The organism is Lachnoclostridium sp. Marseille-P6806, from assembly GCF_900625025.1.
Taxonomy (GTDB): Bacteria; Bacillota; Clostridia; order Lachnospirales; family Lachnospiraceae; genus CAG-791.
Window position 1 is genome coordinate 50323 of record NZ_LR130584.1, and the last position, 14089, is coordinate 64411.

12 protein-coding genes are annotated in these 14089 nt (G+C 51.9%); 1 reads left to right on the top strand and 11 read right to left on the bottom strand.

Features of this window, described 5'->3' with window-relative positions:
• Positions 1-5: 5 nt before the first annotated feature.
• The 8 genes from E0E20_RS11385 to E0E20_RS13955 form a co-directional block, all read right to left on the bottom strand.
• A complete protein-coding gene (locus E0E20_RS11385) occupies positions 6-1064 on the bottom strand; it encodes a FecCD family ABC transporter permease (RefSeq protein WP_130838314.1) in 1059 nt (352 codons plus the stop codon).
• Between the two features lie 262 nt (positions 1065-1326).
• Positions 1327-2409 carry a TIM barrel protein gene (locus tag E0E20_RS11390; protein WP_130838315.1) on the bottom strand — a complete coding sequence of 361 codons (1083 nt, stop codon included), beginning with the start codon at positions 2407-2409 and terminating at the stop codon, positions 1327-1329.
• On the bottom strand, positions 2409-2879 hold the full coding sequence (locus E0E20_RS11395; protein ID WP_130838316.1) for a C-glycoside deglycosidase beta subunit domain-containing protein: 471 nt from the start codon (positions 2877-2879) through the stop codon (positions 2409-2411). Before E0E20_RS11395 ends, E0E20_RS11390 begins: the two co-directional genes overlap by 1 nt.
• Before the next feature lie 13 nt (positions 2880-2892).
• On the bottom strand, positions 2893-4284 hold the full coding sequence (locus E0E20_RS11400) for an MATE family efflux transporter (RefSeq protein ID WP_165444087.1): 1392 nt from the start codon (positions 4282-4284) through the stop codon (positions 2893-2895).
• 134 nt (positions 4285-4418) lie between these two features.
• Positions 4419-5327 (bottom strand): carbohydrate ABC transporter permease, encoded by a 909-nt coding sequence (locus E0E20_RS11405; protein ID WP_130838318.1) that lies wholly within the window; start codon positions 5325-5327, stop codon positions 4419-4421.
• 18 nt (positions 5328-5345) lie between these two features.
• Complete coding sequence (locus E0E20_RS11410) at positions 5346-6695, bottom strand: ABC transporter permease (protein ID WP_330508955.1); 1350 nt, start codon at positions 6693-6695, stop codon at positions 5346-5348.
• A 507-nt stretch (positions 6696-7202) separates the two neighbouring features.
• Positions 7203-8603, bottom strand: a complete 1401-nt coding sequence (locus E0E20_RS11420; RefSeq protein WP_165444088.1) for an MATE family efflux transporter — start codon at positions 8601-8603, stop codon at positions 7203-7205.
• A 5-nt stretch (positions 8604-8608) separates the two neighbouring features.
• The gene (locus tag E0E20_RS13955; RefSeq protein WP_165444089.1) at positions 8609-8746 is read right to left on the bottom strand and encodes a hypothetical protein; all 138 of its coding nucleotides are present in this window, start codon (positions 8744-8746) and stop codon (positions 8609-8611) included.
• 392 nt (positions 8747-9138) lie between these two features.
• Between E0E20_RS13955 and E0E20_RS11425 the strand changes: the two genes are divergently transcribed.
• Positions 9139-11523: a GH39 family glycosyl hydrolase gene (locus tag E0E20_RS11425; RefSeq protein ID WP_130838321.1), complete on the top strand. Its 2385-nt coding sequence runs from the start codon at positions 9139-9141 to the stop codon at positions 11521-11523.
• Between the two features lie 111 nt (positions 11524-11634).
• On the opposite strand, the gene E0E20_RS11430 is transcribed toward E0E20_RS11425, so the two are convergent.
• From E0E20_RS11430 to E0E20_RS11440, 3 genes are all read right to left on the bottom strand, one after another.
• The gene (locus E0E20_RS11430; RefSeq protein WP_130838322.1) at positions 11635-12714 is read right to left on the bottom strand and encodes a xylose isomerase; all 1080 of its coding nucleotides are present in this window, start codon (positions 12712-12714) and stop codon (positions 11635-11637) included.
• Positions 12715-12790: 76 nt separating this feature from the next.
• Positions 12791-13246, bottom strand: a complete 456-nt coding sequence (locus E0E20_RS11435) for a C-glycoside deglycosidase beta subunit domain-containing protein (RefSeq protein WP_130838323.1) — start codon at positions 13244-13246, stop codon at positions 12791-12793.
• 245 nt (positions 13247-13491) lie between these two features.
• Positions 13492-14061: a DUF4340 domain-containing protein gene (locus E0E20_RS11440; protein ID WP_165444090.1), complete on the bottom strand. Its 570-nt coding sequence runs from the start codon at positions 14059-14061 to the stop codon at positions 13492-13494.
• Positions 14062-14089: the final 28 nt, after the last annotated feature.

Here is a 14089-nt window from a genome sequence, read left to right on the forward strand (position 1 = left end):
CCGTGCTACTCCCCCTTTCTGCTGAAGATAATCGCCAGAAAAAACGGTGCCCCTGCCAGAGAGGTGATCGCACCCACCGGCAGCGCGGAGCCGTTCCCGATGCTGCGGGAGAGCGTATCCGCCAGCAGCAGCAGAATACTGCCGGATAACAGGGACGCCGGAATGGAGATGCGGTGATCATACCCGAGCAGGCGCTTTACCACATGGGGACAGATGATGCCGACAAAGCCGATGATCCCGAGGTAAGAGACGCAGACGGCCGTAATCAGCGACGCTGCCAGCATGGAGGAAAAGCGCAGCAGCTCCACATTGACGCCCATGCTTTTCGCCGCGGCGTCCCCGCCAAGCAGCGCATTGAGCCGCCAGCTCACGGCATAAAAGTAAAGGGCTCCGGCCAGCACGACCACCGCCATGATCAGATCCGTGCGGTATGCCGCCCGGCCAAGATCTCCAAAGGTCCAGATCACCGCCGCCGAAAGTCCCACGTCCGTGGCATAAAACTGAAGAATGGTGGTCGCTGCGGTCCAGACAGAGCCGACGGCAATTCCGGCGAGAACCACGACGTCCGGCTGAAACGACCGCAGACGGCATAAGCCAAGAATCACCAGAATCGACAGCGTCGAAAAAAGAAAAGCCACCAGCGAGGTGGCATAGGGATTCGCCCCCACGGCATAATGATTCAGGTTGTTTCCGGTCGAAAGAAAACCGCCCGCAAAGGCAATGATGGACAGATTCGCGCCGAAAACCGCGGCGTTGGACACACCGAGCGTTGCGGGCGACGCCATCGGATTGTTCAGATTGGTCTGCATGATGAGGCCGGAAACCGACAGCCCCGCGCCCGCAATGATCGCTGCCAGAATCCGCGGGATCCGGATGTTCCACAGGATCCGGACCTGCGCGGCGTTCCCTTTTTTGAACAGCGCACCGAAGCTGTCCCGCATTGTCATATGCGACGATCCGATGAACAGCCCCGCAAACGCAAGCAGAATCACCGCGATCAGAAGAAGCATGACGGCGTTTGCCTGCCGTCGCCTGCTTTTCCTGTAAGAAAGGATTGTTGTCAAACCGCCCCCCGCTATCAATGTGCACACAAAAAGCGTACAGTTCTTCGTTCTGAAGAAATGTACGCCTTCATGACCTACTTGCCGGATAATATCAAAAAATGAAGCTTGGCACTTCTGTGCCGGAATCCGCAGGCTTCTGCCTGCTATCTGATATTTATATCATGGATTCATGCCGGAGACAAGGGCGGGCGCCGGTTCCGGATGACGGATATAACATTAGAGTGTGGAAATCACACCCGGTATTCGCCGAGCGAAAATAAAATCAGCCGTTTTTGTTCGGCGTGGCGTCAAACAGCCGCTGAAGCATCTCGTGATGCCGCCGCACCTCCTCTACTTCATTCGGGAGAAACTCCTCTCCGCGGTCCTGCTGATCTCTCTGGCCCTCATACTCCGAATCAATGTATCCCTGATAGCCCTCCTCGTTTAAGACGCGGATCGGATCGGCATAGTTGATCGCCTTGTCCTCATAGTGGCCGGGCTGTCCCTCGATCTCCGTCATCTCATAGAACTTGCCGTGCATGCTGCAGATATACGGGACGATCGCGCGAAGATCCTCGGGATCCGCAGAAGATTCATGCAGGGACAGACCCTCGATCTCACCCATGCTGAGCTCACCGTGCGGGAACTTCGCCTTGAACGCCGCCTGTGCCGCATCCAGATCATGCGGTGCAAAATTCTTGCTGTTCTCAAGCAGCCAGTCCACCTCGTCGGTATTCCTGACATGCCTCTTAACATAGGCGATATGCAGGTCCGTCGGACGAAACTGGAAGATTCCGAAGTCAGGCACGAGCCCGACATACTTGGAGCCGGTTCTCCGTGCGAGCTCAATCACCTCATCCACCATGTGAATGCTGAGAGCACCCGCCATCCCCTGCGTCGGCTGCTTCTTTCCCTTTGTGTTGATCGGAAGCGGGGCGTGGATTTCCTTTCCGATGCGGACTCCATACTTCTCGGCTGTGGGAAGCGCCATTTCGATCACGTCGATCGGCACGAGGCAGAGGCATCTTACGTTCTCAAAGCCCATTTCCGCCGCGAGCCTGATGTCGTATTTCAGGCGCTCCGCGGCTTCCCTGTGCGTCATCACATGGTCGCGGAACTGATGCACATCAAGATAGATATCTTTCGTGACGGCTTTCATGTCATAGCGTGCAAGAAAGCTGTTCCAGTCATAAATGAACTCTTCCGGCGGAAAAGGATAATGGGGGATCGTGGACTCGTCGATAATCTCTACGCCATCGCACTTCAGATTATCATGGAGCTCTCTGACCATGTCTTTCCAGTGCATTTTCCCGAAGAACTGTGTCTGCTGATAGCTGTAAAAAGAAACGCCTCTCTTAATCCCCATTACTTGTTACCTCCTTCCGAGAGCTCCAGCTCATAATAACAGATGAATGCCGTTTTGCCGGCGCCTGCGCCCTTTCCGGGAACCGGGGGATTCTTGACCCATTCTTCATCGTGGAACGGGAAGTAGCCGTACTGCGCAAGGACGGACTGCTGCAGGCCGATCCTATGCTTTCCGGGCTCAAGGCCGCCGTCTTTCTTTACATAAACGTAGCCCTCGTCATCATAGTCCCAGTGTTCCCACACACACTTTTTGATCTCCTCAAAGCTTCTGGGCGCCTTGCCGTTAATTTCAAAGCTCTGAAGCTCTCTTGGATACTCGGCGCCATCGACGCTGATGTAATATCCGTTGTGAAGCGAAAGATAGCAGCCGCGATAATCCGCAATGCGGACGGCAAATTTGAAGCCCACCGCTTTGCCGTCTTCATATACGTTTTCAAGGCTGTCTTTCCTGATCAAATAACTGTCAAACATAAACGCAACCTCCTTATATTTTGGCCCGCACCTGAGCGATGCGTGCATTTTTCCATGTTCCCTTGCGGTAATACATCCACATGATTGCAATGCTGATGAAATTGCTGATGATCATGGCATACCAGAGCCCCCGGAACGGTTCGTTGTTATAGACGAAAACACCCCTGATCGCCAGAAGATATCCGATGATGATGCGCACGGCAATGTTGATGAAAGCGCAGACCATCGGCACGAACGACGCACCGGCGCCGCGCACGATGCCGGTCAGCACCTGATTCGCCGCCATGAAGATGTAGAAGCAGCCGAGCGTGCGAAGCCCGATCGCTCCGATCCGGATGATCTCTTTTTCCGAGGTGAACAGCGAAACGCCGAGCGGCGCGATGGCCATGATAACAATGCCCAGACCAACGGAAATCACAGCGCAGAAAAGCATCGCAAGCCGCGAGCCCTCTTTCAGGCGTTCGGTCTTGTTGGCGCCGATATTCTGTCCCACAAAGGTCTGGATGGACGTTCCGATCGCCTGCATCGGCAGCATGATGAAGCCGTCGATCTTGATGATCGTACTCTGCGCGGCGACGACATCACTGCCGAAGCTGTTTGTGAAAGACTGCACAACCGAAGATCCGGCCGCGAAAACAAGCTGCTGCATTCCCGCGGGAATTCCGATCTTCAGCATGGATTTTGCGATGGAGCCGTCAATGCGCAGCGTCCCCGGGCTGACCGTGATGCCGTACCGCTTCCCGCACAGGCGGAAAACAACCGCGATGCCGGATATGAGCTGCGCAAGGATGGTCGCCCACGCGGCCCCCGCAACGCCCATGTCGAATTTCACCACAAAGAGGAGATCGGCCAGAATATTAAAAACGCTGCAGAAAATCAGCAGTCTCAGCGGCCATGCCGAATCCCCCAGCCCTCGCAGTATGGAGCTGCCCATCTGATAATAGAGATGGCCGACCGTACCGATGACGACGATGATGTAATAGGTATACGCATCCTCATAAATATTGGAGGGTGTGTTCAAAAGATTCAGCAGTCCTCTTGCGGACAGTCCGAAGCCGATCGTGATGGCAATCCCGACAACCAGCGCCAGAACGAGCGCCGTGTTTGCCGTTTTGTCCATGTTTTCTTTGTCATGCGCGCCATAGCACTGCGAAATAACGACCGTCGCGCCTGCACCGACCGAAATGCAGAAAGAATAGATCATCATCGTGATCGAGAAGCTCGAGCCCACCGCGGCAAGCGCCTCGCCTCCCAGAAACCGGCCGACGATGATGGAGTCGACCATATTGTAGACCTGCGTGAAAAGGTTGCCGAGAATAATGGGCCACATAAAGCGCATAAGCCCGGATGCAACGCCGCCCTCTGTCAGGTCGATCTGCGAACTTTTAATTTTATCAGCTGCCAAAACAATCACCATTCCGAAGCACCTTGTGCGAGGCACGTGCCGCAAAACCGCATTTTCTGGTTTTACGGCTGCGATGGAAGACGATTTGGGCTTCGGAGCAAATCGCCATATCCATGTGAAAGCGCTTCCGGAAGCTATTCCTTTACCCCGCCGAGTGCAATGCCGGCAATAAATGCTTTCTGGAAGAAAGGATACAGCACCATGATCGGTATGGTTCCGATCACGGCGATCGCCATTCTGATGCTGATGGACGGCAGCTCGGAGATGCCCAGATCCGTACCGACACCGGAGGACATGGACACCAGCGCTCTCATATTCTGCATCATGTTGTTCAGCAGAACCTGCAGGCTGTATAAATTAGTATTGTTGATATAATACAGGCCGTTTGTCCAGTCGTTCCAATAGCCGATACCGGTCATCAGTCCGATCGTGGCGAGAATCGGGAGCGAAAGCGGAAGCACGATCTTTCTGTAAATGTAGAACTCTCCCGCTCCGTCCAGTCTCGCCGCCTCTACCAGCGTGGGATGAATATTGCTCGAAAAATTGTTCTTATACAGAATGATATAGAAGCCGTTGAACAGCATATTGGGCATCAGGTATGCAAACAGAGTATTTCTGATATGAAAAATACTGGTATACATGATGTACTGCGCAACAATACCGCCGTTAAACAGCATCGTGAAAAACACGACAAAGGTAAGAGCTCTTGCCCTCGGAAAGTCAGCCCGCGACAGGGGCCACGCAAGCATGGGGCCTACTAAGAGACTCACAATGGTTCCCACAATCGTCACGAAGAACGTGATTCCATACGCGCGGAATACGCTGTCCTTGTTCATAACGAACAGATACTTGTATGCGTAAACCGTAAAGTTCTTCGGTATGAATCCGTACCCTTTCTGCATCAGCTGCGCTTCATCGGAAAAGGACGAAGAAACCAGCAGGATAAAAGGAAGTACTGCGCAAAGCAGCAGAATAGTCAAAACGATGATAATGATCGTCTGAAATATGTGATCGCTTGCGCCTTTTACGGATCTGTCATCCATGGCTTATGCTCCTTTCTGTCAGAACAATGCGTTCTCCCGGCTTACCCTGCGGACGATAGTGTTAAATATCAGAACGGTTCCAAAGCCGACGATCGCCTGAAATGCACTGGCTGCGGATGCCATGCTGACGTTGTTCAGCTGCATCAGGGCGCGATATACATAGGTATCGATCGTATCCGTTACGGCATACAGCGAGCCGGAATTCATCGGCACCTGATAGAACAGACCGAAGTCGGAGAAGAAGATACGTCCTACGCCCAGCGTGATCAGCGTAATCAGGGTGGGCTTGAGCAGCGGAACGGTAATGTGCCGCACCGCCCCGATCCGGCTGCAGCCGTCAATACTGGCCGCTTCATAGAGCGAACGGTCAATGCCGACGATGGACGACAGATATACGATGGAGCTGTAACCGAGGCCTTTCCACAAATGGAAAAATACTAAGATAAATGGCCAGTATTTCGTCGTTCCGTAAAAGTTTATTTCATTCCCCGCGCCGAGAACGGTCTTGTTGATCCATCCGGCCTCATTGCTGAGGAAGCCATAGGCGATGTATGCCACGATGACCCATGAGATCAGCTGCGGAAGAAGAATCGTTGTCTGATACAGCTTCTGCAGTCTCCTCGAAAAAATCTCACTCAGGCAGATGCCGACGAGAGCACCCAGCACATTGCCGAGAATGATGAACGTGAGGTTATAGAGTATCGTATTTCTCGTGATAATCAGAGTGTCCTGAGAGCGGAACAGAAACTTGAAGTTCTCGAAGCCGACCCACGGACTCTTCCAGATCCCCACGCTGTAATTGATTTTCTTGAACGCAAAGCTGATGCCGACCATGGGGATGTAATTGTTGCAGATCATATAGATCACGCCGGGAATCACCATAAAATCCAGCGCGCTGACCGCTTTGTTCATGGCCAGAATCGTATATGCCAGAACCACCGTCAGAACGGCGAGCGCCAGATAAAGATAAACGCCGACGCCCATGCGGGGCTTCTTTGCCTCCGACAGGATGGCGGTCGTCATCGTAACGACGAGAATAATCCCGACGATCGTGTCCGCAAAACCGCAGAGCAATACAAGAAGGCCCGATTTTCTCGGCGTCATTTTGTTATAGCCGGCGATCAGGAAAACAAGCATGACAATCGCCGCAATGGTGCCGATGATCAGCGGCGCGGTCGGCGGAATGACAACCCTGCCGCCCATGATCGTCTTGCCGGTAATCAGCTGCAGACCGCTGATGTCATAATACGTTTTGTCCAGACGGTAGCTGCCAAAGGGCAATGCCAGCGAAATAAGCGAAAGTATTCCGCAAAGCAGTACCAACCATCTTAAGAACGGTTTTTCTCTGTGGATATTCTTGTCTTCCATAAAAAATCACCATGCCGAAGCACTTTGTGCGAGGCACGCGCCGCAATCACCCTGCGCCGGCGCGCAGGCTGTCGAGCCGCTCTGCGGCTCATGCCATCCCTCCGCCTGACAGCATTTTTCGCTTGCTGAAAGGTCCGCGCAGGCGGTTTTGCGGCTGCGACGGGAGGCGATTTGGGCTTCGGCACAAATCGCCGTGTGAAAAATCATCGCATCGGCATGATTTTTCACACTACGCCCCCTGAATAAAAATGGTTTGTCCACCCGGACACTATACGTTTTTTGCTGTTTCCCGTTGAATCTTTTATAATTATAGGTTAATTTGTACAATATTCACTATTTTATTTTTAATCTTTTATGCAATTTGTTTATGCTTTTATTGCTGTCTCCCGTTCCCTGCTGCAAAAATCAGAGAATCAGGATAAAAAAAGCAAAAATACCTTCCTGATATTTATTATCCGGACAGAAACCAGCCACATTCTCCGCCGGTACGGCAGCCCGGCATCCATCTCAAACCTCTTCCCTGAAGTCAATTCCGCGATTGACCACCACGTATCTGCTCCAGTTTCCGAACTTATAGTAAGCGACCATCCCGAGCGCAAAAATCACATTAAAGATGCTGGTCGCCCAGTACAGGTTTACGTAATTGTGGGGGACGGCAGCCATAAAGTATGTGATCGGAACACGGACGATGATCGAAACGATGGCGATCACCATGACCGGCATCGCCGCGCCGGCGCCGCGAAGAATCGAGCCGGTTCCCAGCTGGATCGCAACAACGCAGTAGAAAAATGCCATTACATGGATACTGTTCATGCCGATCTCAATGATTTCCTGAAATCCGGGATCGCTCGGGCTGATGAACAGCCGGTAGAGCGGAACGACCGCGAAAAACAGAATCACTCCGACGGCCGCGCCGATCGCAAACAGGATAAACAAAAATATTCTGTTTCCCTTTATAACCCGCTCTTTTTGTCCCGCACCGAGATTCTGCGCGGTAAACGTCGTGATCGTCTGCCCGAGAGCCATAATCGGCAGCTGTGAAAAGCTGTCCAGCTTCTGGACGATGCCGTTTGACGCCACAAGATTCGTTCCGAAGGAATTGGAATAGCTCTGGATGATCAGAAGACCGAACGAGCTTACAAGCGACTGGATTGCGCTGGGTATGCCGATTTTGAAAATCATGCCGATGATTTCCCTGTCGATTCGCATTTTGCGCAGACGGAACGTAAATCCGAAGCGGGGCGTGAAGAGCAGCCGGACAATAATGACGGCGGACAGCGCCTGTGAAAGCACCGTTGCAAGAGCAACGCCCGCGCAGCCCCAATGAAACGCAACGACAAAAAGTATGTCCAGTACAATATTCAGAACCGCACAGATGGTCAGGATGATCATGGGGATTTTACTGTCGCCCAGAGATCGCATCATGCCGGATGTCATGTAGTAGCAGAGCTGAGTCGTGCATCCGAGGAAATAAATCATCAGATAGATGTTTGCATCGTTAATAATTTCTTCCGGCGTATTGATCGCGACAAGAAGAGGCTTGCTGATGATGAGCCCGACAACCGTCATGGTCAGTCCGATCACCAGTGCGCCGGCATAGGCCGTGCCGATGGCCCTGTCCAGCTTTTCTTTCTCTCTGGCCCCGAAAAGCTGCCCGATCACAACGCCGCAGCCTATGCCAAAACCGGCGTAGACCGCCACGCATACCATTGTGATCGCAAAGCTCGCGCTCACCGCCGCCAGAGCGGCCGATCCGACATACTGCCCCACAACGATCGAGTCGACCACGTTGTACAGCGCGGAGAAAATGTCTCCTATTGAAATAGGTAGAGAAAAGATCAGCATCGGTTTTACGATCTTCCCCTGTGTGAAATCATACCTGCCCTTGCCGGTTAACGCATTAGCCATAATAATCACCATGCCGAAGCGCTTTGTGCGAGGCGCGCGCCGCAAAATCCGCGCAGGCGGGTTTTGCGGCTGCGATCAGAGGCCATTTGGGCTTCGGCACAAATAGCCGTGTGAACAATCAACGCATCGGCGTGATTGTTCACACTGAGTCTCCCTGTTACAACAGTATTTTTTATATCATCCACCGTACTTTGTTAAGAATAAGAATATCCATTTTATGATTTTTAATCTCCTCCGTAATTAATGATCTTAACGTCATCTTTTTATTCATCCGGAGCAAATAATGACAGGAGCATTAAGAGAATTTGATATTTTTTATTCCCGGCGGATGCCGCGGCGCTGGATCTGGCTCCCGTGTCACTCTGGGATTACTATTTGCCCTAACGTGTCACCGCTTATTCCGACGGCAGACAGTAATTGTAATGGTTTTACAGCGAAATACAGTATATAATTCTTACAATAATGTGATTTGTGCGGGATTGTTCTGGCTTCAAAGCGCCTCGCATAAATCGCTTCGGCATAGGGGGGAGGGAAGATGCGTTACGATAATGATATGAAGCTGCAGGTGCTGTCCGCCCTCAGCAGAGGGCAGTACCTCAGTCAGAGCGTAGATCTGTATTATGTTCTCAAAGGCAGCATGACCGCCGTCTGCAGCGGCAAAGAAATCGTATTGGAAAAAGAGCAGATGATCATTGTCAACCTTTCCGTCCCTTTTTCCTATATCAGATCAGAAAATTCACTGGTGATACTTTTTTCCATCAACAAGGAGTTTCTGTTCCGGCTGACGGGCGGCTGCTCCATGATATTCGATTCGCGCGTAATCGAGTATCACAACAGCTCTTACACCGAGCTCTCCCGTTTGCTCAAGGAAACGCTGCTGCATCACTGCAACAGCGGCGTGCTTGACAAGGTCAGGGAGTACAAGTGCTATTACGCCTGTCTCTGGTATCTGATCCGCAATCTGTCCAACTGGGACAAGAGCAGGGATGAAGAGAGCAAGACGGTGGACCGTCTTGACCAGATCCTGATCTATATACAGAACAACTATATGAAGCAGCTCGGTCTGCAGGATATCGCGGATCGGTTTTCGCTGTCCGTGCCCTATCTCTCCAAATATATCAAGAAAAACGCCGGCGTCGGCTTCGTCGAATATCTGAGTACGGTCCGTCTGAACCATGCCGTCGATGAAATGACGACGACGGATCACTCAATGACACAGATTGCGTTTGACAACGGCTTCCCCAATATGGCGTCCTTTAACCGTGTATTCAAGCAGAATTACGGGATGGTGCCGACGGCCTACAAGCGCAAGCTGACCCTCGAGCAGAAAGAGGCGGAGCCGGCGGTTTCGGAGCTTGAGACCAAGCAGATTCTGAAAGAGTATTTCTCGGAGAATCCGTATGTGGAGAGCAGCCGCCAGCAGACGGTCTGGGTAAAGGCGGATGCGCAGCGCAAGCTCCCCTATGTAAAAAACTGGAACTGCGTGCTGAATATCGGCGCCGTGCAGGATATCAAAAACAGCAACGTGCAGAATCATATCCGCTTTCTCAAAAATTCACTGGATTTCCAGTACGGGCGCATCTGGAGCCTGTTTGTCAAGGATAATCTGGTCGATATTCACAGCAGGGATGCTTTTAATTTCACGGAGATCGATCAGGTTCTGGATTTTATGGATCAGAATCACATTCTTCCGTTCATTGACCTTGGCCTCAAGCCCAAGCGGATCGTCCTCAATGATCTGTCGACCATTCTTATGATCGACAGAGACCGCGAGTTCGACAATATGCAGTCGTACCGCCGGCTCATCTCGGAATTTATCCAGCACTGCGTAGACCGGTTCGGAATCGAAAAGGTCGAGCAGTGGAAGTTTGAGGTGTGGTGGGACCGCCGCGGAAAAAGCGGTGTAAGCAGCGCCTACATTGATAAAGGCTGGCTGGAGCTTTTTGATACGGCGTATCAGTGCCTCAAGGCCTATGCGCCCGGAGCGCAGGTCGGCGCTTTCGGCATCGCCGTTTTTGATAATAACAGCGCCGTGGAGCACCTCCTGATGGACAAAGCTTCGATGATGTCGGAGCCGGATTTCCTCTCCATCACTCTGTATCCGTACCTCAAGCAGACGAACGGATTAAATTACAATATCGCTCCGGACAACGACTTTATTGAGAACGAACTGATCGCGCTGCAGGCGATGTTCTTAAAGTACGGCGTCTCGACGGATAAGCTGTATATTACCGAATATAACCAGTCGATCTCGAACCGTGATTTCCTGAACGATACGGTTTACAAGGGCGCCTATATTGTAAAGAACGTCATCGATTCGGTCAGCCTGACGCCCTGTATGGGCTACTGGGGCAGCACGGACCTGATCAATGAATATTTCGATTCGATTTCGTTCCTGAACGGGAGCAGCGGACTGCTCAGCAAAGATGGGATCTGCAAGCCCGCCTTTTATGCGCTCGTCTTTCTGGACAAGCTGGCGAACAATCTGCTGGTAAAGGGCAAAAACTATATTGTTACCGAAACGAATCACGGAAGCTTTTTCATTCTCTGCCACAACGAGGCGCAGTTTGATATGGACTATTACCTCAAATCCGGCGAACAGATGGCTCCGAAAGAGATCGCCCAATACTTTCACGGGAATGATCTGACGCTGGACATCGCCATCGAAAACGCGGCGGCAGGAAAGTACCGTATCACGGAATACTATATGAACAGCGATGCCGGCAGCGTCTTTGACGAATGGGGGAGGATGGGCTTCCAGCAAAATCTGGATCTTGAAGAGCTGAATTATCTGAGAAACATCTCCATTCCTCATATGAGAAAGCATATGGCCGTCGTCACGGACAACATGATCCGGCTGGACGCCACGCTGAAGCTGAACGAGATACGATTGATCCATATCAAGCAGGCCATTAATTAAGCCGGCTCATACATTAATCCGCCCCATACAAAAGATAAAGCGGCAGACCGTCATTTCCGATTTGCCGCTTTATCTTTCATTCCTCCATGATCATTTCATGGTATCAAATAATCATTTCATGGTGTCAAACAGCCGCTGGAGCATCTCGTGATGACGCCGCACCTCTTCGACTTCATCGGAGAGGAACTCTATCCCGCGATCCTGTTGATCGCGCTGTCCCTCGTATTCCGAATCGATGTAGCCCTCAAAGCCCTCCTGATTGAGAACCCGGATCGGGTTCGCATAATCAATGGCCTTGTCCTCATAATGTCCGGGCTCTCCGGGGATCTCCGTCATCTGATAGAATTTCCCGTGCATGGATACAATGTAAGGAACGATCTCACGCAGATCCTCCGGCTGTGCAGAGGATTCGTGCTGCATCAGGCCCTCGACCTGAATGCCGGTCCAGCCCCGCGCATGCCACTCTTCATCCGGATACTTCTCCTGAAGCAGGCGGATCATCTCCGGAACGCTGTAATTCAGCTTGTTCTGAACGATGAAATCAATCGCCTCGGGATATTTGCAGTGACGCTTCTGCCAGTCGATCCTCGGCTGCGACGCAGAGTGCTGGAAGATGCCGAAATCCGGAACGAGTCCGACATACTTCGTGTGATACTTGTCGGCGAGAGCCATGATTTCTTCACACATGCGATCGTTGATCGGGAAGCCGCCCATGCCCTCTCTGGTGACGCCCTCCGGATAGCGCTTGATCGGGAACGGAGCGTGGATTTCCTTACCGATGCGCACATCATACTTTTCCGCGGTGGGAAGCGCCATTTCAATCACATCGATCGGTACTGCACACAGGCAGCGGACATTGCGGAAGCCGAGCTTAGCCGCAATCATAATATCGAATTTCAGGCGCTCTGCGGCCTCCTCATGATTCATAACATGATCACGCCACTGCATGGTGTCGAGATAGACGTCCATGGTAATTGCCTTGCACCGGTAGCGCGCCAGATAGTTATGCCACTCATAGACAAACTGATCCGAGGGAAAAGGATAATCGCGGATCGTCGCCTCGTCGATAATCTCCACACCGTCCGCGCCAAGGCCCTCGCGAACCTCTCTGACCTGATCTTTCCAGTCCATTTTTTTGAAGAACTGGGACTGCTGATAACTATAAAGGGATACGCCTCTTTTAATTGCCATATCTATGACCCTTTCTTTCACTATGGAATTTCACTGTGGAATTTTGTCCGTCCCGCAAAGCTGCCGTTGCAAATCATTATTTCTGAAGCTCCAGATCGTAATAGCAGACCACAAATGTCTTGCCCGCGCCATCGCCGCTGCCGGGCACCGGAGGGTTCTTGACCCACTCCTCATCGTGCTTGGCATAACCGTACTGTGACAAAATCGATTGCTGCAGCCCTACCTTGTGGAGCCCGGGAGCCAGACCGCCGTCCTTTTTCACATAGACATAGGCCTCGTCGTCGTAGTTCCAGTGCTCAAGCGTCGCCGTCTTCAGCTCTTCAAACGTGCGGGGCGCCTTTCCGTTGATCTCAAATCTCTGCAGTTCTCTTGGATACTCTGTGCCGTCCACGGTGATGTAATAGCCGTTATGAAGAGAAAGGAAGCATCCGCGATAATCTGCAATCCGAACGGCAAATTTGAACCCGGTGATTTTCCCGTTTTCTTCGACATTCTCGAGACTGTCTTTCCTTATCAGATAATTATCAAACATGTCTTTCCTCCATTTCGTTCTGATGTACTTCTGCTGCGGAAACTATAATTATTCTCACACTATTTTACTTATGGATATATATATAAATTATTCAAAAACCATCCGAACCATGAGAAGAAATTGTTCTTCGATCAATACATCGGCATCGGGCAGTAAAAATCAGGGTACTTTTCATAGCTTTCACGGTGCTGCGCATAAAAATAATCCGGGAACCCCTTTGTCTGAAAGGTTTCCCGGATCTGCGCTTACTGCGGAACCTCAGCCGCACTTTCCGAGGATATCGTTTCCTGTTCCGCAATTGTGTTATCCGTTACCGCGAAGCTGCTGTATATCGCAGGATCAACCGTGTAGACCGTCCTGCTGTCGTCCACGCGAAAATAGTACTGGTCGATCACCGAATTATAAAAGCCGACGCTCAGCGTATTTTGGGCCCCATCCTCAAACGTCAGCTCAATGGTCAGCTGCGGGTCCTCCAGTCCGTACACGGACAGGTCTTCGACATCCTTAAGCTCACGCTCCGCGGGGATCGAGAGCAGAAGCGATTCCATACGGGAAACCCTGCCCGTGTCCGGCGTACCGGCGCTCTCCGCATAGCTCCACACGCCGTCGCTGCGAATGACGTCAAAGCTCCCTCCGACGCATGTGCCTCTTATCTCCGCGATCGTCCCTGCCCCCGTGCTGTACGCCGTGTAATTGCCGATCAGCGGCTTGCCCCTCGACTCGTTTGCCTGATAGCGGCGAACCGCGAAATACGCAATGCAGACCAGCAGCATCACAGCGATAAGCAGGATCGTAATTTTTTTCTGACCTTTCATGGCCATCCTCCATGCCGAGGAGCTACCC

What these genes read in the sequence shown, in the direction of transcription:
- E0E20_RS11390 (WP_130838315.1), bottom strand. Translation starts at nt 2,409, where the DNA reads ATGGGGATTAAGAGAGGCGTTTCTTTTTACAGCTATCAGCAGACACAG.
- E0E20_RS11395 (WP_130838316.1), bottom strand. Translation starts at nt 2,879, where the DNA reads ATGTTTGACAGTTATTTGATCAGGAAAGACAGCCTTGAAAACGTATAT.
- E0E20_RS11405 (WP_130838318.1), bottom strand. Translation starts at nt 5,327, where the DNA reads ATGGATGACAGATCCGTAAAAGGCGCAAGCGATCACATATTTCAGACG.
- E0E20_RS11410 (WP_330508955.1), bottom strand. Translation starts at nt 6,695, where the DNA reads ATGGAAGACAAGAATATCCACAGAGAAAAACCGTTCTTAAGATGGTTG.
- E0E20_RS11420 (WP_165444088.1), bottom strand. Translation starts at nt 8,603, where the DNA reads ATGGCTAATGCGTTAACCGGCAAGGGCAGGTATGATTTCACACAGGGG.
- E0E20_RS11425 (WP_130838321.1), top strand. Translation starts at nt 9,139, where the DNA reads ATGCGTTACGATAATGATATGAAGCTGCAGGTGCTGTCCGCCCTCAGC.
- E0E20_RS11430 (WP_130838322.1), bottom strand. Translation starts at nt 12,714, where the DNA reads ATGGCAATTAAAAGAGGCGTATCCCTTTATAGTTATCAGCAGTCCCAG.
- E0E20_RS11435 (WP_130838323.1), bottom strand. Translation starts at nt 13,246, where the DNA reads ATGTTTGATAATTATCTGATAAGGAAAGACAGTCTCGAGAATGTCGAA.
- E0E20_RS11440 (WP_165444090.1), bottom strand. Translation starts at nt 14,061, where the DNA reads ATGAAAGGTCAGAAAAAAATTACGATCCTGCTTATCGCTGTGATGCTG.